Source organism: Burkholderia sp. APQ4-4ca (assembly GCF_057837105.1).
This window is the reverse complement of sequence record NZ_JBYQCG010000102.1, coordinates 37300-59330: the sequence shown is the minus strand read 5'-3', so window position 1 is coordinate 59330 and position 22031 is coordinate 37300. Positions and strand designations below refer to the sequence as shown.

Below are 22031 nucleotides of genomic sequence, written 5' to 3'. Positions count from 1 at the left end.
TCGGGTAAATCCCTATCCCGCACTGCATTGTAAACAAAGGCTTTGTCGGTACTAAAACGCTTGCCGCGCAAGGCTTTCGGCGATTTCCGCGAGGCTAATACCAGTTCGTTGACTGGTATTATGGTGGTTATATAATGCGTTCACTTTCGACGGTCCGAGATCGTCGTCCGACACCGGAGGCACATGGAAACCGGCTGGTCCGAACTGGCGCCCGATCCCCTCGACGACACGCCGCTCTATCTGCAGCTCGCCCGCAATCTGGCGAGCGCGATTCATGCCGGCGCGTGGCGGGCCGGCGAGGCGCTGCCGTCGGAGCGGCTGCTGTCGGTGTCGGTCGGCGTGTCGCGGATCACCGCGCGGCGTGCGCTCGCGCTGCTGGTCGAGCAGGGCCTGATCAAGCGGGCGCGCGGGGCAGGCAGCTTCATCACGCCGCGTGTCGCCGATCCGCTGTCGCGTCTCGTCGGCTTCACCGCGAAGATGCAGCAGCGCGGCTTCGTGCCCGATTCGGTGTGGCTGTCGCGCACGCTGCGCGCCGCGAGCCGCGACGAGCTCACGCATCTCGGCCTCGCGCCCGGCGCGACGGTCGCGCGGCTCGAACGGCTGCGCCGCGCGGACGGCATCGTGATGGCCGTCGAGCATTCGACGCTGCCGGCCGCGGTGGTGCCCGATCCGCAGGCGCTCGGCGCGTCGCTGTACGAATACCTGGAGGCGCGCGGCATGACCGTCGTGCGCGCGTTGCAGCACTTTCGCGCCGCGAACGCGACGCATGCGATCGCGAAATGGATGGCGGTGAAGCCGGGCTCGGCGCTGCTGGTGATCACGCGCATCGGCTACGGCGCCGATCAGCGCGCGATCGAAGTGACCGAAACGTATTGCCGCGACGATTACTACGACTTCGTCGCCGAACTGAAACGCTGACGCGCGAGACTGCCCGCGCACCCCGCGCAATCGCGATGGAACGCAATCGCGCGCAATGAATCGCAACGGATTGGCCAATCACGACGCGCACGCCCGCGTCACCCGATCATCAAGAGAACGTCATGCTGACTGGCAACATCCTCACCTCCGACGGCTGGATTCACGGCTCGCTCGATAGCGAGAACGGCCGCATCACCACGCTCGACGGCACGCCCGTCGATCCCGCGACGAACGACGCGCCGTACATCCTGCCCGGCTTCATCGATCTGCACGTGCATGGCGGCGGCGGCGCCGACGTGATGGAAGGCGGCGACGCGATCGAGACGATCGTCCGCACGCACGCGCAATTCGGCACGACGAGCCTGCTCGCGACGACGATGACCGCGCCGCGCGACGAACTGATGGAGGTCGTCGCGAACCTCGGCACCGTCGCGCGCACCCGCACGCCCGGCGGCGCGCGCGTGCTCGGCGTGCATCTCGAAGGCCCGTACATCAACCCCGGCAAGCTCGGCGCGCAGCCGGACGCGGCCGTGTCGGCCGTGCTCGACGAGGTGCTGAAGTACCTGTCGATCGCGCCGATCCGCGTCGTCACGCTCGCGCCGGAAATCGCGGGCCACATCGAGATCATCGGCGAGATGGCGGCGCGCGGCGTGCGCGTGCAGCTCGGCCACTCGCTCGCGACCTATGACGACGCGGTCGCCGCGCTCAAGCACGGCGCGTGCGGCTTCACGCACCTGTTCAACGCGATGTCGCCGCTGCATCACCGCAACCCGGGCCTCGTCGGCGCGGCGCTCGCGCATGCCGAGTACGCGGAAATCATCCCCGACCTGCTGCACGTGCATCCGGGCGCGATCCGTGCGGCGCTGCGCGCGATCCCGCGCCTGTACGTCGTGACCGACAGCACGTCCGCCACCGGCATGCCCGACGGCGAATACCGGCTCGGCAGCCAGCACGTGACGAAGTGCCTCGGCGGCGTGCGGCTCGCCGACGGCACGCTCGCCGGCAGCACGCTGACGATGGACCAGGCGCTGCGCAATCTCGTGTCGCTCGGCCTGCCGATCGCCGACGTGTCGAACCGGATGTCGCGCTACGCGGCCGACTACCTCGGCATCGCCGATCGCGGCCGCCTCGAGCGCGGCGCATGGGCCGACCTCGCGGTGTTCGATCGCGACCTGAACCTCACCGCGACCTACGTCGAAGGAGAATCGATTGTCGAATATGCTTAAGGAAGCGCGCGAGTCCGCCCAGGTCGTCGCCGCGCAACTCGCCGACACCGCGCGCGTCGAAGCGCTCGCCGGCCAATTGCTCGATCACCCGCCGGCCGTCGCGCTGACGGTCGCGCGCGGCAGCTCGGATCACGCCGCCAGCTATTTCGCGAGCCTGACGATGAGCCGCCTCGGCGTGCCGGTCGCGTCGCTGCCGATGTCGGTGGCCACGCTGCAGCAGGCGCCGCTGAAGGTGCAGGACCAGCTCGCGCTCGCGTTCTCGCAGTCGGGCAAGAGCCCCGATCTCGTCAACACGATGACTGCGCTGCGCGAAGCCGGCGCGCGCACCGTCGCCGCCGTGAACGTGCTGCCGTCGCCGCTCGCCGACGCATGCGAGCACCAGTTGCCGCTGCTGGCCGGCCCCGAGCTGTCGGTCGCCGCGACCAAGAGCTATATCGCGATGCTGTCGCTGTCCGCGCAGATCGTCGCGTACTGGCAGCGCGACGCCGCGCTGATCACCGCGTTGCGCGGCTTGCCCGACGTGCTCGCGCAAGCCGGCCGGCTCGACTGGTCGCAGGCCGTCGCCGCGCTCGCGGGCGTCGAGCGGATGATCGTGATCGGTCGCGGCCTCGGCCTCGCGATCGCGCAGGAAGCCGCGCTGAAGCTGAAGGAAACGTCCGGCATCCAGGCCGAGGCATTCTCGAGCGCCGAAGTCCGTCACGGCCCGATGGAGCTGATCGACCGCGACTATCCGCTGCTCGTGTTCGCGCCGCCCGGCCCCGAGCAGGCCGGCCTGCTGCAGTTGGCCGCGGACATGCGCGCACGCGGCGCCGCCGTGCTGCTCGCGGCGCCCGCCGGCACGCCCGGCGTATCGACGCCCGGCGTATCGGGCACCGTGCTGCCGCTCGCGCAGTCGGCCCATTCGGCGCTCGACCCGATCGCCGCCATTCTTTCGTTCTACGTGATGGCGGCGGATCTCGCCGTCGCGCGCGGCCGCAATCCCGACACGCCGCGCCACCTGAACAAAGTCACCGAAACGCACTGATAGCCGAGAAAGCCGATGAGACGCGCCGAGGAGTCCCAGTTGAAGAGCCCCACCCACGATCAGATCGTCCTGCTTAGCCCGTTGACGGGGCCGATCGTCCCGCTGGCCGACGTGCCCGATCCGGTGTTCTCCGGCGGGATGTTCGGCGACGGCATCGGCATCGACCCGCTCGCGGGCCGGCTCGTCGCGCCGTGCGCGGGCGTCGTGTCGCATCTCGCACGCACCGGCCACGCGGTGACGATCACGACGCCGCAAGGCGCGGAAGTGCTGCTGCACATCGGCATCGACACCGTCGAGCTGAACGGGCAGGGCTTCGTCGCGCACGTCGAAGCCGGTGCGCGCGTCGAAGCGGGCGCGCTGTTGATCGAATTCGACCAGGATGCGGTGGCGCGCCACGCGCATTCGCTCGTGTCGGTGATCGCGATCGCGAATTCCGACGCGTTCGAGGTCGTCGATCGCGCGAGCGGTTTCGCAACGGCCGGCGAGACGCCGTTGCTCGCGCTGCGCGGCAAGGGCGAAGCCGCCGCGCAGGCGGCGCAGGCCGGCGCGGCCGCGCACCACGAAGTGCGCCGCGAGATCGTGCTCGCGCAGCCGGGCGGCCTGCATGCGCGGCCGGCCGCACGGGCGCGTGAAGCCGCGCGCGGGTTCGATGCGAGCGTCGACGTGCTGTTCGACGGCCGCAAGGCGTCGATCGCGAGCGTCGTCGGCCTGCTCGGTCTCGGCGCCGGCGAAGGCGCGACGGTCGAGCTGGTCGGCCGCGGCGCGCAGGCACAACAGGCCGTCGATGCGGTCGAGCACGAGTTGCTGCACGAGGCGCACGGCGAAGTGGAAGAAAAGCCGGCGCGGCTGCGGTCGCCCGCACCGCAGACGGTCGTGCGCAATTCCGGCGCGCCGCTGGACCCGAACACGCTCGCCGGCGTGTGCGCCGCGCCCGGCATCGCGGTCGGCACGCTGGTGCGTCTCGACGATGCGGACATCGTGCCGCCCGAGCAGGCGTCCGGCACGCCGGCCGCGGAAAGCCGCCGCCTCGATCAGGCGCTGAAGGCGGTCGACGCCGAGCTCGGCGAAACGGTGCGCAACGCATCGGCGCGCGGCGCGGTCGGCGAAGCGGGCATCTTCGCGGTGCATCGCGTGCTGCTGGAAGACCCGACGCTCGTCGACGCGGCGCGCGACCTGATCAGCCTCGGCAAGGGCGCGGGCTTCGCGTGGCGCGCGACGATCCGCACGCAGATCGACACGCTGTCGAAGCTCGACGATGCGCTGCTCGCCGAGCGCGCGGCCGACCTGCGCGACATCGAGAAGCGCGTGCTGCGCGCGCTCGGTCACACGAACGGCGCCGCGCGTGCGCTGCCCGACGAGGCCGTGCTCGCGGCCGACGAATTCACGCCGTCCGACCTGTCGTCGCTCGATCGCCAACGCGTGACCGCGCTCGTGATGGCGCGCGGCGGCGCGACGTCGCACGCGGCGATCATCGCGCGGCAACTCGGCATCCCGGCACTGGTGGCGGTCGGCGATGCGCTGTACGCGATTCCTGACGGCACGCAGGTCGTCGTCGACGCGAGCGCGGGCCGGCTCGAACACGCGCCGACCGCGCTCGACGTCGAGCGCGCGCGGCACGAGCGCCAGCGCCTGGACGGCGTGCGCGAGGCGAACCGGCAACAGGCCGGCGAGGCGGCCGCGACGGTCGACGGCCGCGCGATCGAGGTCGCCGCGAACATCGCGACGCTCGACGACGCGAACACCGCGGTCGACAACGGCGCGGACGCGGTCGGCCTGCTGCGCACCGAACTGATGTTCATCCATCGCCAGGCCGCGCCGACGGCGGTCGAGCACCAGCAGAGCTACCAGTCGATCGTCGACGCGCTGCAGGGCCGCACGGCGATCATCCGCACGCTCGACGTCGGCGCGGACAAGGAAGTCGACTACCTGACGCTGCCGCCCGAACCGAACCCGGCGCTCGGCCTGCGCGGCATCCGCCTCGCGCAGGTGCGCCCCGATCTGCTCGACGATCAATTGCAGGGCCTGCTCGCGGTGAAGCCGTTCGGCGCGGTGCGCATCCTGCTGCCGATGGTGACCGACGCGGGCGAACTCGTGCGGTTGAAAAAGCGCATCGACGAAATCGCGCGCGCGCAGGGCCGCACCGAGCCGATCGAGGTCGGTGTGATGATCGAGGTGCCGTCGGCCGCGCTGCTGGCCGACCAGCTCGCGCAGCACGCGGATTTCCTGTCGATCGGCACCAACGACCTCACGCAATACACGCTCGCGATGGACCGCTGCCAGGCCGATCTCGCCGCGCAGTCCGACGGCCTGCATCCGGCCGTGCTGCGCCTGATCGACATCGCGGTGCGCGGCGCCGCGAAGCACGGCAAGTGGGTCGGCGTATGCGGCGCGCTCGGCGGCGATCCGCTCGCGGTGCCGGTCCTGGTGGGCCTCGGCGTGACCGAACTGTCGGTCGATCCGGTGTCGGTGCCGGGCATCAAGGCGCGTGTGCGCCGTCTCGATTACCAGTTGTGCCGTCAGCGCGCGCAGGATCTGCTCGCGCTCGATTCGGCACAGGCGGTAAGGGCAGCAAGCCGCGAGGTCTGGCCGCTCGACTGAACGTCGGCGGCAGGTTCGCGGCCCGTATTACGACGAAAGCTATCAGCTCAACGACGATCAATGACGAGACAAGGATTGGAGGACTGAATGAACGGGAATCCGTTTCTGAAAATACAGGGCCTGGGCCGGGCACTGATGCTGCCGATCGCGGTACTGCCGGTCGCCGACATCCTGCTGCGACTCGGCCAGCCGGACGTGTTCAACATCAAGATGATCGCCGACGCCGGCGGCGCGATCTTCGACAACCTGCCGCTGCTGTTCGCGATCGGCGTGGCGGTCGGCTTCGCGAAGGACAACAACGGCGTGGCGGCGCTCGCGGGCGCGATCGGTTACCTGATCGAAACCGCGATCATGAAGGACATCGATCCGAAGTTGAACATGGGCGTGCTGTCCGGGATCATCGCGGGTGTCGTCGCGGGCCTGCTGTACAACCGCTATAAAGACATCAAGCTGCCGGACTACCTCGCGTTCTTCGGCGGCAAGCGGTTCGTGCCGATCATCACGGGGCTCGTCTGCGTGATATTGGGCATCGCGTTCGGGTACGTGTGGCAGCCGATCCAGCATGCGATCGACGCGGCCGGCCAGTGGCTGACGACCGCGGGCGCGATCGGTGCGTTCGTGTTCGGCTTCCTGAACCGCCTGCTGCTCGTCACCGGCCTGCACCACATCATCAACTCGCTCGCGTGGTTCGTGTTCGGCAACTTCACGCCGCCGGCCGGCGGCGAGATCGTGCACGGCGACCTGCACCGCTTCTTCGCGGGCGACCCGACCGCGGGCACCTTCATGGCCGGCTTCTTCCCGATCATGATGTTCGGCCTGCCGGCCGCATGTCTCGCGATGCTGCACGAAGCGCCGAAGGAGCGCCGCGCGATGGTCGGCGGCCTGCTGTTCTCGATGGCGCTCACGTCGTTCCTGACCGGCGTGACCGAACCGATCGAATTCAGCTTCATGTTCCTCGCGCCGGTGCTGTACGTGATCCACGCGGTGCTGACGGGGCTGTCGCTCGCGATCTGCCAGATTCTCGGCGTGAAGCTCGGCTTCACGTTCTCGGCCGGCGCGATCGACTACGTGCTGAACTACGGGCTGTCGACGAAGGGCTGGATCGCGATTCCGCTCGGCATCGCGTACGGCGTCGCGTACTACGGGTTGTTCCGCTTCTTCATCCGCAAGTTCAACATGGCCACGCCGGGCCGTGAACCGGCCTCGACCGACGCGGCCGCGGAATCGTCCGCATCGGGTGGTTTCGTCGCACCGGGCGCGGCCGCAACGGCTGCCGCGCCGCGTGCGCAACGCTACATCGCCGCGCTCGGCGGGGCGGCCAACCTGTCGGTCGTCGACGCGTGCACGACGCGCCTGCGCCTGAGCATCGTCGATCCGGAAAAGGTATCGGAGCCGGAACTGAAGTCGATCGGCGCACGCGGCGTGCTCAAGCGCGGCGGCAACAGCGTGCAGGTGATCATCGGGCCGGAGGCCGACATCATCGCCGACGAGATGCGTGCCGCGATCGGCAGCGGTGCGATCGGGGCGGCGGCAACGGCGCCGGCCGGCGCCGCACAGCCCGTCACGGGCGCGGCCGCCGGCCCGCTCGATCCGGAACCGACGCGCTGGCTCGCGGTGTTCGGCGGCGCGACCAACGTCGCGTCGCTCGATGCGGTGGCCACCACGCGCCTGCGCGTGGTCGTGCGCGATCCGTCGGCGGTCGATCGCGAGCGTCTCGGCACGCTCGACGTCGCATGGGTATCGCTCGACACGTTCCACATCGTCTGCGGCAACGCGGCGGCACGCTATGCCGAACAGCTCGGCGCGCGCCTGCCGCCGTCGGGCGGCGGGGCGGCCGCACAACCGGCGTGACGCGGTGAAGCCGGCCTGATCGATCCGCGCGGCGGATCCGGGCCGGCGGTCAACAGAAAACGGCTTGCGACCGGTGCGTCGCAAGCCGTTTTTGCTTGGGTGCGGACGATTCCCGATGAGCGACAGGCGCTGCGTTGATCCACCTCGCCGGTCGCCGGGCTGCCCGGCCGATCAGCCGTTCACGGATTCGTCAGCGTGAAGGTCGGCTTCCGGTAGCCGACGCCGGCGCGCTCGAGCTTCGGCAATTCGCGTTGCGTGAGCAGCGTCGCGAAGCCGGCCCAGTCGCGCTGCAGCGCGGCGACGTCGACGTGGTGCGTGTCGCCGCGCTTGAAGCGCACGCCGGCCGCATACGGCAGCTCCCAGTCGGCCCGGTGCCACGCGCGCTCGGCGAGCGCGAGCAGCCGCGGGTAGGTCATGTATTCGAGGAAGGTGTCGTTGCGCATCACCTCGCCCCACGCCTGCCCCTGCATGCCTTCGATGCGCGGCGCGGGGCCCGTGCCCGTCACCTCGAACGCGTTGCCGTCGCGGTCGCCCATCACTTCGGCGTTCTGCGGCAGGTTCTCCGGCGCGAGCGAGAACACCTTGTACTCGTCGGTCGCGTGCGAGCCCCAGTAGTAGCCGCGCTCGCGCGGATCGAGCGTGTACGGGAAGTCGAAGTACAGGTAGTCGGGCAGCGCGAGCACGGTCAGGTAGCCCTTGTTGCTCAGGTCGCGCGCGCTGTCCGACGCACCCCAGAAGATCGTGTCCCACAGCGACACCATCACGTGGCGCGTGCTGAAATCCTGCGGCCCGTTCGCATGCTTGATGCCGTCCTGCCACGCGGCCATCGTGCCGATCCCGTTCGCGTTGACGGCCGCGCTCACCTGTTTCGCGAAACGCGTCGGCAGCTCGTCGATCGACTTGATCTCGCCGCGCTGAAGCAGCGCCGTGCACGCGGGCGAACGCGCCCACGGCTTGTCCTGCGCGGCCAGGTCGATGCGCCCCTTGTTCGGGTCGGTGCCGTTCAGCGGCTGGAAGCCGCCGCCGAGGAAGATGTTCTTCGCCTCGTCGCCGCCGTAGTGCCAGGTCTGCAGCGGCGCCTGTGCGTCCGCGTGCATCGCCGCGATTTCGCGGATCACCTTCGACGCGAAGTTGAGCGCGCCCGGCACGCACGGGTTCAGGTCGCTGCGCCGGTCGTAGAACTGCACCGTCGTCAGGTTCGTCGTGTCCTGCGGGTCGAGCAGCCGATACGCGTTCGCCTCCTGCTCGCGGCCGGCCGCGTGCAGCTGCCGGTAGCGCGCCTCCATCGTCACGACGGCCGCGCGGGCGTGCGCGGGCATGTCGATCTCGGGGATGACCTGCACGAAGCGCGCGGCCGCGTAGCGTACGAGCGCCACGTAGTCGTCGCGCGTCAGGTAGCCGCCGCCCGAGCGGTTGTCGGGGCCGGAGCCGAGCTGCGGCAGCAGGCAGCGCGTCTCGCTCGGGTCGTGACAGCGGCGCGAGCCGATCTCGGTCAGCTCGGGCAGGCCGGGAATCTCGATGCGCCAGCCTTCGTCGTCGGACAGATGCAGGTGCAGGCGGTTGAGCTTGTACGCGCTCATTTGGTCGATCAGGCGGCGCAGCGTCGCCGGGTGCTTGAAGTTGCGCGCGAGGTCGACGTGCATGCCGCGATGCGTGAAGCGCGGCGCATCCTCGACGAGCATCGCCGGAATCGGGCCGCCACCGGCCGGCGCGAGCGAGTAGAGCGTCTGCACGCCGTAGTAGAGGCCCGCGCGATCGTAGCCTTCGATCAGCACGCCCCGCGGCCCGATCGCGAGCCGGTAGCCGCCCGGTGTCGCGAGGTCGGCCGGCAGCCGGCGCGGTGCGACGAAGCCGCGCACCGGCACGCGTGCGCCGTCGAGCCCGAGCGTCGTCGCGCGCTCGCGCAGCGCCGCGACTTGCGCGTCAGGCAGGTCCGGCAGCGCGAGTTCGACGCCGCGCAGCTCGAGCGTGCCGGGCAGCGGCCGCTCGCGTTTCACGCTCGGCAGCGCGCGGCCCGGATCGGGCCGTGCGGCCACCGGCGGCGCGTTGCCGGTCGAGTTGTTCTGCGCGTCGGCCGGCAGCGATTCGACGTAGCGCAGCTCGTTGTCGGTATCGTTGTAGCGCAGCACGGCCGGCGGCGCGCCGTCGACGACGACATACGGGCGCGGAATCACGTCGCTGTAGCGCAGCAGCCAGTATTCGGCGACGAACGGCAGCTCGATGCGCTCGCCGGGCGCGAGCCGCACCGAGCCCGGCTGCGGCGTCAGTTCGTACAGGTCGCCGGTGAGCCGCCGCAGCGCGAAGCCGGGCCGGTCGATCCGCAACAGGCGGCGAATGCTGTGCAGGTAGAGCTTCCAGCCGCCGTCGGCGATCGGCTGGTGGCCGCGGTTCTGCAGGATCAGGCGGCCCGTCGCGCAGGCCGCGCCGTCCGCGCCGAGATCGGCGCACGGCACGCCGGCCGCGGCCGCGTGGTTGTTGTCGACGGCGACGCGCAACGCGAGGCCGTTCGACAGCTGCGTCGCGAGGCTGGCCGCTTGGGCGGCGGTCGATTGTGCGGTGCCGGCGGTCGCGCCAGCGGCGGCCGACGCCGGTACCGCCGAGATCGCGGCGGGCGACAGCACCGCGATCAGCAGGCCGGCAAGGAGGGAGGTCAAGGTACGCTTCAATTCGAACTCCTGAGAAAAAGAGGGCGTGGCGGCGTCGTGACGCGACGTCGCTGCGATCGGATCTTTCAGTGGAGCTGCGGGAGACACCCGCGCGCGGGGCGATGCGGCTGCACCGCGCGCATTCGGCACGCGGGCGCGTGCGTTACGGAACGGGCGGCGGGCACGCGTGCCGATCGGATCGGCGCGGCGGCGTGCGCGGATTCATCGGCGGCCCACGGCGTTCGCCGCTGCGACGAGTCGGCTGCGGCGGGCGGCGCTCGGCTGGCCGCGCACGCGCGCGACGACGGTGCGCGTCGCGGCACGTGGACGTCGATACGGCGCGCAGGCGCACGCCACATACGGGTTTCGCATGTCTCCCCCACCCAGAAGGAATCGGCCTGTCAGCGGCCGTGTCCAACGATCTTATGAAACCTTTGATTGGTATTCAAGTGGTATCAATCTGGCGCTAAATTGGCATCGATGTGCGCGGCCTGCCAGCGCGGCCAGGACGAAAAAAACCTCGCGCGAAGCGAGGTTCTTTCCTTCCGGACGGCGACGGCAGCGGCGCGCGGATCGAGCGGCCGCGCGCGTCACCCGTCGGTGCGTCAGTCGCGCCGTGTCCGCCCGGACGCTTCCTGCGTCTTCTGCCGCGCTTCGAGCCACATCGCGTTGACGATGCCGAACGACAGCGCGACGCCGATACCGAGAATCCAGCTGAAATACCACATGATCCGACTCCTTGCGAAACGGTAGGCGAGGGCGCCCACGCGCCCCGGCCCGGTTCAATGCATCAATACATCGAGTGCTTGTTCTCTTCGAGCGTCTGGTGCGTGACCTTGCCGCGCATCACGCGATACACCCAGCCCGTGTAGAGCAGCACGATCGGCAGGAACACGATCACCGCGAACAGCATCACCTGCAGCGTCATGTGGCTCGACGTCGAATCCCATACGGTCAGGCTGCTGCGCGGGTCGAGCGACGACGGCATGATGAACGGGAACATCGAGAAGCCCGCGGTCAGGATCACCCCGGCGATCATCAGGCCGGTGCAGAAGAACGCCGTCTTTTCCTGCTTCGAGCCGGCGAGCAGCAGCGCGAGCACGCCGCCCGCGATCCCGACGACGGGCGCGGCGATCATCCACGGATAGTCGCCGTAGTTCGCGAGCCACAGGCCCGCACCGGCGGCGACGTCCTTGAGCAGCGGGTTCGCGACGGTGTCGGTCGGCGCGGCGTGCGTGATGTGGAAGCCGCCGATATACGAGGCCACCAGCACGCCGGCCAGCACGAACAGCACGACCGCGAGGAACGACGCGACACGCAGCGCGATCGACGCACGGCGGGCGATCACGCCGTCGGTCTTCATCTTGATGAACGCGGCGCCGTGCGCGACGAGCATCGTGAGGCTGACGAGCCCGCACAGCAGCGCGAACGGGTTCAGCAGCGCCCAGAAGCCGCCGTAGTAGGTCACGCGCAGGTCGCTGTCGAACTTGAACGGCACGCCCTGCAGCAGGTTGCCGAACGCGACGCCGAACACGAGCGCCGGCACGAAGCCGCCGGCGAACAGGCTCCAGTCCCAGCCCGCACGCCAGCGCGGGTCCGGCCGCTTGCTGCGGTAGTCGAAGCCCACCGGCCGGAAGAACAGCGCGAACAGCACGAGCAGCATCGCGAAGTAGAAGCCGGAGAACGACGCCGCGTAGACGAGCGGCCAGGCCGCGAACATCGCGCCGCCGGCCGTGATCAGCCACACCTGGTTGCCTTCCCACGTCGCGCCGACCGTGTTGACGATGATGCGGCGCTCCTCGTCGGTCTTGCCGAGGAACGGCAGCAGCGCGGTCGCGCCCATGTCGAAGCCGTCGGTGACGGCGAAGCCGATCAGCAGCACGCCGACGAGCACCCACCAGATCAGCTTGAGAGTTGCATAGTCCATAGCGATTCCTTGTTCCGTTGCGAGGGCGTGCTCAAACCGCGGCCCGCTCGCCGGTAGCGACGAGTTCGTGGTGATAGCGGCCGGTATGCAGCGACGACGGGCCGAGCCGCGCGTACTTGAACATCAGCTTGATCTCGATGACGAACAGCGCGGTGTAGAATAGGATGAAGCCGGCGAGACTCAGGTACAGGTCGCTCGGCTGCAGGCTCGACGCGGACAGGTGCGTCGGCAGCACGCCGGCGATCGTCCACGGCTGGCGGCCGAGCTCGGCGACGATCCAGCCGAATTCGATCGCGATCCACGGCAGCGGGATCGCCCACACCGCGTAGCGCAGGAACCAGCGGCGGTTGTCCTGCAGCAGTTGCCGCCGCGCGCAGAACCAGAACGCGGCAACGAACGTCGCGACGAACAGGAAGCCGAGAGCCACCATGATCCGGAACGAGAAGAACACCGGTGCGACGGGCGGAATCGTCTTCTTCGCGGCGGCCTTGATCTGCTCGGGCGTCGCGTCGGTCACGTTCGGCGTGAACTGCTTGAGCATCAGCCCGTAGCCGAGATACTGCTTGTGCTGGTCGAACAGCGCGCGGGTCGCGTCGCTCGTGTCGCCCTGCTTGAGCTTCTGCAGCGCGCCGTACGCGATCATCCCGCTCTGGATGTGCTCCTCGCTGCGCTTCGCGAGGTCGCGCAGGCCGACCACCGGTTCGTCGATCGAGCGCGTCGCGATCAGGCCGAGCGCGTACGGGATCTTGATCGCATAGTCGGTGCGCTGTTCCGCCTGGTTCGGGATGCCGATCAGCGTGAACGACGCGGGCGCCGGCTGCGTTTCCCATTCGGATTCGATCGCGGCGAGCTTCATCTTCTGCACTTCGCCGGTCGTATAGCCCGATTCGTCGCCGAGCACGATCACGCACAGCGTCGCCGCGAGGCCGAAGCCGGCCGCGACCGCGAACGAGCGCAGCGCGAAATCGACGTCGCGCTTCTTCAGCAGATACCACGACGACACGCCGAGCACGAACATCGCCGCCGACACGTAGCCGGCCGACACCGTGTGCACGAACTTCACCTGCGCGACCGGGTTGAACAGCACGTCGAACAGGCTCGTCATCTCCATGCGCATCGTCTGGTAGTTGAACTCGGCGCCGACCGGGTTGTTCATCCAGCCGTTCGCGACGAGGATCCACAGCGCGGACAGGTTAGAGCCCAGCGCGACGAGGAACGTGACGATCAGGTGCTTGACCTTCGACAGGCGGTTCCAGCCGAAGAAGAACAGGCCGACGAAGGTCGATTCGAGGAAGAACGCCATCAGGCCTTCGACCGCGAGCGGCACGCCGAAGATGTCGCCGACGTAGTGCGAGTAGTACGACCAGTTCGTGCCGAACTGGAATTCGAGCGTGATGCCGGTCGTCACGCCCATCGCGAAGTTGATGCCGAACAGCTTGCCCCAGAACTGGGTCATGTCCTTGTAGACCTGTTTGCCGGTCATCACGTAGACGGCTTCCATGATGACGAGCAGCCAGGACAGGCCGAGCGTCAACGGCACGAACAGGAAATGGTAGAGCGCCGTGATGCCGAACTGTAGGCGCGACAGATCGACGACTTCACTACTTATCATGATGGTCTCCCTCGGTAGATGCAGGCGCCGGCACCGAGAGCAGCTTCTCGGCCACGGCGGCAGGCGGCAACGACATGTGCTCGGCCTGCGGATGATTGAAGAATGCGTATTTGAGCGACATCAGGAGGATCAGCTTGACGATCAGCACCAGGGTGATGTCGCGGGCGAGGGTGGGGCCGCGTGCCCATGCGGCGATGCGCGCACGCCAGCCGATCGTGCCGGTCGGCCGCGAGGGCGGCGCAGGCTCTTTATTGATCGAGATCAAGGCGATTATCCTGAAACGATTTACGTCGGATTGGGGGCGACTTTACGTCGGATTTATGACGGCCGTGAAGCTGTTTTAATCCTTTTGCGCCTGACATGCCAATTTTAAAAGGACTGCTTTCCGATGCCGAGTGCTGCGATGCGGCAGACCGTCGCGAAACAGGGGGTAAAAATTGAGGTGGATCAAGCTTATGCGGAAGGGCGTCGCAAATAGCGTAATGCCTGATGAATCCGTTCAATTATCGGGTGAGAAACGGAGCGTGAAACGCGCTGAAAAGCGAGTGAAAAGCAGCAGAAAAAAGGACGAAAAAAAACCGCTGCCGGTTGGGCAGCGGTTTTCGATGAGGCGCTCTCAATCGGCGGGATTCAGGCGTATTCGGCGAGGGCGGTGCGCATCTTTTTCATTGCGCTCGCCTCGATCTGGCGGATGCGTTCCGCCGACACGCCGAATTCGGCAGCGAGATCGTGCAGCGTCGAGCCGCCCGAGCCGTCGTCGTCGACCTGCAGCCAGCGTGCCTCGATGATGCGGCGGCTGCGTGCGTCGAGCGCGTCGAGCGCCTGCGCGATGCCGTCCGTCTGCAGCATGTCGCGCTGACGCGCGGCGAGCACGGCGGTCGGCTCGTTGTGCGAGTCGGCCAGGTAGGCGATCGGCGCGTACGACTCCTCGCCGTCTTCCACTTGACCCTCGAGCGCGACGTCGCCGCCCGACAGGCGCGTTTCCATCTCGGTGACTTCCTCGCGCTTGACGTTGAGTTCCTGCGCGAGGCCGTCGATTTCCTCGGACGTCATCGCCTGCATGCTCTTCTTGTGGCTGCGCAGGTTGAAGAACAGCTTGCGCTGCGCCTTCGTCGTCGCGACCTTCACCATGCGCCAGTTGCGCAGGATGTACTCGTGGATCTCGGCCTTGATCCAGTGAATCGCATACGACACCAGGCGCACGTTTTGCGACGGGTCGAAACGCTTCACCGCTTTCATCAGGCCGATGTTGCCTTCCTGGATCAGGTCGCCGTGCGGCAGGCCGTAGCCGAGATAGTTGCGCGCGATCGACACGACGAGACGCAGGTGCGACAGCACCAGGCGGCGCGCGGAGTCGAGGTCGTTGTTTTCGCGGAATTCGGTTGCATACCGGCGTTCCTCCTCGGCGGTCAGCAGCGGAATGCGGTTGACGGCCTGGATGTACGCGTCGATGTTGCCGAGCTGGCCGGGCAACATCGATTGGGCTGCGAGCGCCAGCGAGCCTGCCGATTCGGCCTTGGCCGGCGCCGGGCTCAGGGTGTTCGGGAGGGTCAGGGCGTTGCTCACTAAAAACTCCTTTGGAATCAGGGACAAACCCCGGTCTCGAATGAGATTCCGTGGGTCATCTTAGCACTCCCGCAATACGAGTGCTAATTCCTTAGAGCACGCGGGGGCATCGGAGTTCCCTGTTTTTCTATCGGATGAGTCGAGTCGATAGCCTATTCTGCGACAGGGGCTCCGCCACGAAGTTCCGTAAGCCGTTGTTTCTGTTGGGAATCGGTAGACGATTTCGATTTTTGTCGTTTTGGAAGCAAGCCATTTCGCTTCGTGATGCCGATTCGAAAAGTCCTTTACCATACCATTCAGTTCGCTCGGGCCCGGCCGTTGCCGCAGGCTCCATTCAACCCACAAAGTTGGAGTGTCAGATGAACAATAAGAAGAATCGCCGGCCCCGCAGCCGGCTGGTGCTGCATGCAATGCTGGCGGCGTCTCTTCTGGGCGGATCGGGTGCGGCTTTCGCGGATCGATGGGGGATCCAGGCCGGCGGCGGCTTTTCGGATCGCCGCGGGATCGACAAGGCCGATATCGGCGTGGTGTGGGATCCCGGCTGGAACTGGTGGGAAGTCGGCGGCTGGCACTTCACGTTCGTCGTCGAAGGGCACGCCGGCTACTGGCATACGGGCGGCAACGTTCACGGCAACATCGGCGAGTTCGGCGTCACGCCGATGTTCCGCTTCATCAAGAGCAGCGGGCAGATTCGCCCGTTCATCGAGGCGGGCGGCGGCGTTCGCCTGCTGACGCACCCGACGATCTCGGACAATTTCTCGCTGTCCACCGCATTCCAGTTCGCGCCGACGGGCGGCGTGGGCGTGCAGTTCGGCCAACGGCAACAGTATCAGGTCGGCTACCGTTTCGAACATGTGTCTAACGCGGGTATCAAAGAGCCGAATCCTGGTATAAATTTCCACCAGTTCTACGTGCAGTACAACTTCTGATCCGTACGCCCGGGCAACGCGGGCGCGTTGCCGAGGAGTCAGGCGATGACGAAGGTGGTCGATGCGATCCGCGCGCTCGAGCGCGATCGGTTCCGGGCGATGGTGGACGGCGACGGCGAGGCGCTCGACGCGCTGTTGTCGGACAAGGTGTTTTTCGTTCACACCAACGGCAAACGCGAAACCAAGCAGCAGTTCATCGACGCCATCGTCGCCGGCCGCCGCCGCTATCGCCAGATCGAAATCCAGTCACAGGACGTGCTGCCGGTCGGCGACGCCACCTGCGTCGTCACCGGGCGCGCGTTGATCGAGATGGAAACGAACAACGGCGGCCTCGTCTTTCCGATTGCCTATACGTCCGTCCACACGCACGACCAGGGCCGCTGGTGCCTGTTCGCGTGGCAGGCGACGCGGTGCGCGACCGAAACATGAGCGCGGGTGGCGCCCCTTTTCATGCATCGACCGAAGCGGCCTTCTGAGCCGCTTTTTGCTGCCTCGTGCGGCGCGGATCGCGCGGCGCACGGGCGGTCACGCACCGCTCGCTGACATTCAACCCTGCATCGAAGTCCGGCGCTCAGGCCGCCGCGCGTCGATCCGCGCAGTGCCATGCCGAGCGGTTGATCGCGCTCGCGACCGCATCGAGCGCCGCGCTCGCCGCGTCGGCATGCACGCCGACGCCGTGCCGCAGCGGCGCGTCGCCGACCCGGCAGCCGACCGATACCGCGATCCGGCCGTCCGCGGTGCGCGTGTGTTCGCACGACGCGACGTCGATCGCGGCGCCGGCGGCCGTCGCAAATGCCGCGGCGAAACGTCGCACCGCGTCGTCGGGCGTCGCGTCGGCGGCGGGCGCCGCCGCGATCTCGCGGTTTTGCCAGCGCGCGCCGCTGCCGTGGCGCGCGGCCGGGCCGTCGGTCTCGAGGAATTCGCGCGCGAACAGCGCGCAGATCGCGTCGCCCGTCACTTCCTCGCCCGAGGCGTCGGCGAGCGTCTGCACCGCATGGCTGAACTCGATCTGGACGCGGCGCGTCGGCGTGAAGCCCATCCCGCGCTCGAGCAGGAACGTCGCGCCGCCCTTGCCGGACTGGCTGTTCACGCGGATCACCGCGTCGTAGCTGCGGCCGAGGTCGGCCGGGTCGATCGGCAGGTACGGCACTTCCCACACCGCGTCGGGGCGCTGCTGCGCGAAGCCCTTGCGGATCGCATCCTGGTGCGAGCCCGAGAACGCGGTGAACACGAGGTCGCCCGCGTACGGGTGGCGCGGATGCACGGGAATCTGGTTGCAGCGCTCGACGACGCGGCGCACCGCGTCGATGTCGGAGAAATCGAGGCCCGGGTCGATGCCTTGCGTGTAGAGGTTCAACGCGAGCGTGACGAGATCGACGTTGCCGGTGCGCTCGCCGTTGCCGAACAGGCAGCCTTCGATGCGATCGGCGCCCGCGAGCAACGCGAGTTCGGCCGCCGCGACCGCAGTGCCGCGATCGTTGTGCGGATGCACGGACAGCACGATGCTGTCGCGGTACGCGAGGTTGCGGTCCATCCATTCGATCTGGTCGGCGAACACGTTCGGGGTCGCGGCCTCGACGGTGGCCGGCAGGTTGACGATCATCTTGTGGTCGCGGGTCGGGCGCCAAGTCTGCGCGACCGCGTCGCAGATCTCGCGCGCGAACGTCAGCTCGGTCATGCTGAAGGTTTCCGGCGAGTACTGGAAGGTCCAGTGCGTATCGGGGCGCGCGGCGGCGTGTGCCTTGATGATGCGCGTGCCGTCGATCGCGAGCGCCTTCACGTCGTCCTTCGACATCCCGAACACGATGCGGCGGAACGACGGGCAGACCGCGTTGTACAGGTGCACGATCGCGCGCGGCACGCCTTCGAGCGCATCGAACGTGCGCGCGATCAGGTCTTCACGCGACTGCACGAGCACTTCGATCGTCACGTCGTCGGGAATCCGCTTGTCGTCGATCAGCTTGCGGACGAAATCGAAGTCGGTTTGCGACGCCGACGGAAAACCGACTTCGATCTCCTTGAACCCGATGGCGACCAGCATTTCGAAGAACTCGAGCTTCTGCTCGATGCTCATCGGCTCGATCAGCGACTGGTTGCCGTCGCGCAGGTCGGTGCTCATCCACACGGGCGCACGCTCGATGGTGCGGGCGGGCCAGCGGCGGCCATTGAGGCGGACGGGCTCGAACGGACGGTACTTGTCTTGCGGATTGCGCATCATCTTCTGGACCTCGGGTCTCAAGTCGCGAGCGAAGACGGGCGGCACGGGCGCCGGTGGGCGCTGCCTCGCATCCGGCGCGCAATGGCGCCGCGGATGCGGATGATCTTCGCGAATCGGCCGACGGATGGACGGACGAATGCTGACGACTTCGGGTTGTAAAAACTGCGAGAGGGGTACGGCGAGGAACTGCTGGGAGGACCGTGCGGACGGCACACGGCGCTACGACAGCCTTAGGCTAGTCGTAGCGATAGCGGCCGCGCTAGGCGGCCGGAGGTAATTCGGAGGGTGTTCGGAAAGGAACGCATGGCGACCACTCTATGCCAGGATGCGCTCGCGTGTCAAATGTCGGGATAAAGGGGCAGGTCGGCGCCGAGCCGTCAGCGCGCGACGCGGGCGATCTGTACGATCGTCGCGACCTGTCGCGCCACCGTGTCGGGCACCGGCACCTCGCCGCGCAGCACCGCGTCCGTCCACGCGGCCGTGGTCGCCGCGTCGCGCGACTCGGGCAGCGCGACGGGCGGCGCGTCGGTCGACGAACGCTCGGCGTCGATCAGCGTGTCGCACACGCCGTCGTGCAGCCAGTCGACCTGCACCTGGCGCCGCGTGTCGGCCACCGCCTCGCCTTCGGTGCCGCGCGCGAGCAGCGCGCCGCCGAGCGCGGCGTCCGGATGATCGCGGAACAGCTGCGCGAGGCTGTCGCGGTACGGCGGGTGCGTGTAGTTGACGAGCCGCAGCCCGGCCGGCGCGAACGGCTGCAGGATCTTCACGAGCGTATGCGTCGAGTTGCGCACGCCGAGCACGCCGCGCAGCGACAGCAGGTGCGCGATGCGCGGCGCCAGCACGTCGATCGGCGCGAACGCGACGCGGCGCTCGGCGAGCGTGTCCTCGATCGCATCGTGCGACGTCGACGGCGCGAGCGACAGCGCCGAGAAGATCTCGGCGCTCGTCACGCGGCCGGGATCGCGCTCCACCCCGTGCACCAGCACCGGCACGCCTTCGCGCGCGAGCAGCAGCGCGAGCAGCGGCACGAGGTTCGGCTGCTTGCGCGCGCCGTTGTAGCTCGGGATCGACACCGGGCGGAACGCGGCGTCCTGTACGTGCACGGGCTCGAACGACGCCTGCGCGGCGGCGAGCATCGCGGCCAGTTCGTCGGCGGATTCGCCTTTCAGCCGGTAGGCGATCAGGATCGCGCCGAGTTCGACGTCCGACACGCGCGCATCGAGCATCGCGCGATAGAGCGCGAACGTGTCCTCGGCGGACAGGGCGCGCGCGCCGTTCGGGCCGCGGCCGATTTCCTTGATGAAGCGGGCGCAGGGGAACGGAGCGGCGGCGGGATCGTGGGAAGCGGTCATCGGAGCGTGGGGCGGGCGGCCGGCATTGGGCCGCGCGGTGAGCGGTGAGGGATGCCCCGAGTATCGCACGGGCGCGGCCGCGCATCGTGCCGCGCTACACTCTGGTTCCCGGCGGCGCGCGCGCCGCCGCGCCGCGCCGATGTCGCCGCCGGCCGAATACGACCAAAAGAGAGACATCCCATGAAGCTCTACAGCTATTTCCGCAGTTCCGCGTCGTACCGCGTGCGGATCGCCCTGAACCTCAAGCAGCTGCCGTTCGACTATGCGCCCGTGCACATGCTGCGCGACGGCGGCGAGCAACTGAAGGACGCGTACCGCGCGCTGAATCCGGACGGGGTCGTGCCGACGCTGGTCGATGGCGACGCGACGCTGCAGCAGTCGCTCGCGATCATCGAATATCTCGACGAAATCCATCCCGAGCCCGCGTTGCTGCCGAAGCAGCCGGTCGATCGCGCGTACGTGCGATCGGTCGCGCTGCAGATCGCGTGCGAAATCCACCCGCTCAACAATCTGCGCGTGCTCAAGTACCTGAAGCACACGCTGAAGGTGTCCGAGGATGCCAAGAACGCGTGGTACCGGCACTGGATCGAGGCGGGCTTCGACACGCTGGAGACGCGTCTCGCGAACGATCCGCGCACCGGCAAGCTGTGCTTCGGCGACACGCCGACGCTCGCCGACGTGTGCCTCGTGCCGCAGGTGTTCAACGCGAACCGCTTTTCGATCGACACGACGCGTTTCCCGACGATCCAGCGGATCGCCGATCATGCGGCGACGCTCGATGCGTTCAAGGCCGCCGAGCCGGGCGTGCAGCCGGACGCGGAATGAGCGCCGAATGCGCGCCGCGACCCGTGGCAGGCCGGATCGGGCGCGCACGAAAAAGGGCGCCCGAAGGCGCCCTGGTGCGAGACGGGCTGGCGGCGTTCAGCCGAGCAGCGCGTCCGCGAATTCCACCGCGCTGAACGGTTGCAGGTCCTCGACCTTCTCGCCGACGCCGATGAAGTAGACGGGCACCGGCCGTTGCCGCGCGATCGCGGCGAGAATCCCGCCCTTCGCGGTGCCGTCGAGCTTCGTGACGATCAGGCCGGTCAGGCCCAGCGCGTCGTCGAACGCCTTCACCTGCGTGAGCGCGTTCTGGCCGGTGTTCGCGTCGATCACCAGCAACACTTCGTGCGGCGCGCCGTCGTGCGCCTTCGCGATCACGCGCTTCACCTTCTTCAGCTCTTCCATCAGGTGCAGCTGCGTCGGCAGGCGGCCGGCCGTGTCGGCCATCATCACGTCGATCTTGCGCGCGCGTGCGGCGCTGACCGCGTCGAAGATCACCGCGGCCGGATCGCCGCTTTCCTGCTGCACGACCGTCACGTTGTTGCGCTCGCCCCAGACCGCCAGCTGCTCGCGCGCGGCCGCGCGGAACGTGTCGCCGGCGGCCAGCAGCACCGACTGGTCGAAGCTCTGCAGATGCTTCGCGAGCTTGCCGATGCTGGTCGTCTTGCCCGCGCCGTTCACGCCGGCGATCATCATCACGAGCGGCTGCGCGCGGCCGAGCATCAGCGATTTCTCGAGCGGCGTCAGCAGCTCGACGAGCAGGTCGTGCAGCGCATCCTTCACCTGCTGCGGATCGGTCAGCCGGCCCGTGCGCACCTTCTCGCGCAGCGCGCCGAGCAGGTACTCGGTCGCGTCGACGCCCGCGTCGGACATCAGCAGCGCGGTTTCGAGCTCCTCGTACAGGTCCTCGTCGATCTTCGTGTTGACGAAGACGCCGGTGATGCTCGAGCCCGTCTTCGCGAGCCCCGTTTTCAGGCGCGCGAGCCACGACTTCTTCGCGGAGGCGTCCTGCAGCGGCGGCGGGACGATCTCGACCGTCTCGACGACTTCGTCGCGGCCGTCGTTGGTCGGCGTGACCGTCATCACGACGGCCGGCGCGGCCGGTTGCGCGCTCGCCTGCGGCAGGTCGGCCGCGGGCAGTGCGTCGGGCTCGGGCGCGTCGGCGTCGGACGCTTCGTCCGCTTGCTGCGCGTCGGCCGATTGCGATTCCGCCGGATCGAGCTCCTGCGTTTTCTTGAATCGTTTGAAGAAACTGAACATGGTCTGGCGTCGGGAAGAGGGCGGGCCGCCGCGGGGGCGGGCGCCGGACGGGCCGTTCTGCGTTCGCGCGGACGCGGCGCTCG

The 22031-nt window shown here is 68.2% G+C and carries 17 protein-coding genes; 8 read left to right on the top strand and 9 right to left on the bottom strand.

The annotated features are described in order from the left end of the window. Window positions 1-183: 183 nt before the first annotated feature. From AC3IFE_RS12560 to nagE, 5 genes are all read left to right on the top strand, one after another. Entirely contained in the window at window positions 184-918 is a 735-nt protein-coding gene (locus AC3IFE_RS12560) for a GntR family transcriptional regulator (protein ID WP_089468508.1), read from the top strand. 122 nt (window positions 919-1040) lie between these two features. Further along, on the top strand, window positions 1041-2144 hold the full coding sequence (gene nagA, locus AC3IFE_RS12555; protein WP_089468507.1) for an N-acetylglucosamine-6-phosphate deacetylase: 1104 nt from the start codon (window positions 1041-1043) through the stop codon (window positions 2142-2144). Beyond that, window positions 2137-3168 (top strand): SIS domain-containing protein, encoded by a 1032-nt coding sequence (locus AC3IFE_RS12550; protein ID WP_301739676.1) that lies wholly within the window; start codon window positions 2137-2139, stop codon window positions 3166-3168. The genes nagA and AC3IFE_RS12550 overlap by 8 nt, the downstream gene beginning before the upstream one ends. A gap of 15 nt (window positions 3169-3183) precedes the next feature. Beyond that, window positions 3184-5766, top strand: coding sequence for a phosphoenolpyruvate--protein phosphotransferase (gene ptsP / locus AC3IFE_RS12545; protein ID WP_489190722.1), 2583 nt, complete (start codon window positions 3184-3186; stop codon window positions 5764-5766). Between the two features lie 87 nt (window positions 5767-5853). Then, window positions 5854-7617, top strand: coding sequence for an N-acetylglucosamine-specific PTS transporter subunit IIBC (gene nagE / locus AC3IFE_RS12540; RefSeq protein WP_489190721.1), 1764 nt, complete (start codon window positions 5854-5856; stop codon window positions 7615-7617). A gap of 179 nt (window positions 7618-7796) precedes the next feature. On the opposite strand, the gene AC3IFE_RS12535 is transcribed toward nagE, so the two are convergent. The 6 genes from AC3IFE_RS12535 to rpoH form a co-directional block, all read right to left on the bottom strand. Continuing rightward, a complete protein-coding gene (locus AC3IFE_RS12535) occupies window positions 7797-10283 on the bottom strand; it encodes a beta-N-acetylhexosaminidase (protein ID WP_489190720.1) in 2487 nt (828 codons plus the stop codon). 584 nt (window positions 10284-10867) lie between these two features. Beyond that, a complete protein-coding gene (cydX, locus tag AC3IFE_RS12530; protein ID WP_089468502.1) occupies window positions 10868-10990 on the bottom strand; it encodes a cytochrome bd-I oxidase subunit CydX in 123 nt (40 codons plus the stop codon). 62 nt (window positions 10991-11052) lie between these two features. Further along, window positions 11053-12189, bottom strand: coding sequence for a cytochrome d ubiquinol oxidase subunit II (gene cydB, locus AC3IFE_RS12525; RefSeq protein ID WP_489190719.1), 1137 nt, complete (start codon window positions 12187-12189; stop codon window positions 11053-11055). Window positions 12190-12220: 31 nt separating this feature from the next. After that, window positions 12221-13801 carry a cytochrome ubiquinol oxidase subunit I gene (locus tag AC3IFE_RS12520; protein WP_089468500.1) on the bottom strand — a complete coding sequence of 527 codons (1581 nt, stop codon included), beginning with the start codon at window positions 13799-13801 and terminating at the stop codon, window positions 12221-12223. Beyond that, a complete protein-coding gene (gene cydP / locus AC3IFE_RS12515; protein ID WP_489190734.1) occupies window positions 13791-14072 on the bottom strand; it encodes a cytochrome oxidase putative small subunit CydP in 282 nt (93 codons plus the stop codon). Before cydP ends, AC3IFE_RS12520 begins: the two co-directional genes overlap by 11 nt. Window positions 14073-14431: 359 nt before the next feature. Then, window positions 14432-15367, bottom strand: a complete 936-nt coding sequence (rpoH, locus tag AC3IFE_RS12510; protein ID WP_489190718.1) for an RNA polymerase sigma factor RpoH — start codon at window positions 15365-15367, stop codon at window positions 14432-14434. Between the two features lie 359 nt (window positions 15368-15726). On the opposite strand from rpoH, the gene pagL reads away from it, so the two are divergent. Next, window positions 15727-16296 carry a lipid A 3-O-deacylase PagL gene (pagL, locus tag AC3IFE_RS12505; protein WP_089468497.1) on the top strand — a complete coding sequence of 190 codons (570 nt, stop codon included), beginning with the start codon at window positions 15727-15729 and terminating at the stop codon, window positions 16294-16296. A gap of 45 nt (window positions 16297-16341) precedes the next feature. Next, window positions 16342-16725 (top strand): nuclear transport factor 2 family protein, encoded by a 384-nt coding sequence (locus AC3IFE_RS12500; RefSeq protein ID WP_089468496.1) that lies wholly within the window; start codon window positions 16342-16344, stop codon window positions 16723-16725. Window positions 16726-16867: 142 nt separating this feature from the next. Here AC3IFE_RS12500 and leuA read toward each other — a convergent pair whose 3' ends face one another. Beyond that, window positions 16868-18514, bottom strand: coding sequence for a 2-isopropylmalate synthase (gene leuA / locus AC3IFE_RS12495; RefSeq protein WP_489190717.1), 1647 nt, complete (start codon window positions 18512-18514; stop codon window positions 16868-16870). Window positions 18515-18891: 377 nt separating this feature from the next. Beyond that, the gene (gene ybiB / locus AC3IFE_RS12490) at window positions 18892-19866 is read right to left on the bottom strand and encodes a DNA-binding protein YbiB (protein ID WP_489190716.1); all 975 of its coding nucleotides are present in this window, start codon (window positions 19864-19866) and stop codon (window positions 18892-18894) included. A 180-nt stretch (window positions 19867-20046) separates the two neighbouring features. On the opposite strand from ybiB, the gene maiA reads away from it, so the two are divergent. After that, entirely contained in the window at window positions 20047-20691 is a 645-nt protein-coding gene (gene maiA / locus AC3IFE_RS12485; RefSeq protein ID WP_489190715.1) for a maleylacetoacetate isomerase, read from the top strand. Between the two features lie 96 nt (window positions 20692-20787). On the opposite strand, the gene ftsY is transcribed toward maiA, so the two are convergent. Then, window positions 20788-21948, bottom strand: a complete 1161-nt coding sequence (gene ftsY / locus AC3IFE_RS12480; RefSeq protein WP_489190714.1) for a signal recognition particle-docking protein FtsY — start codon at window positions 21946-21948, stop codon at window positions 20788-20790. Window positions 21949-22031: the final 83 nt, after the last annotated feature.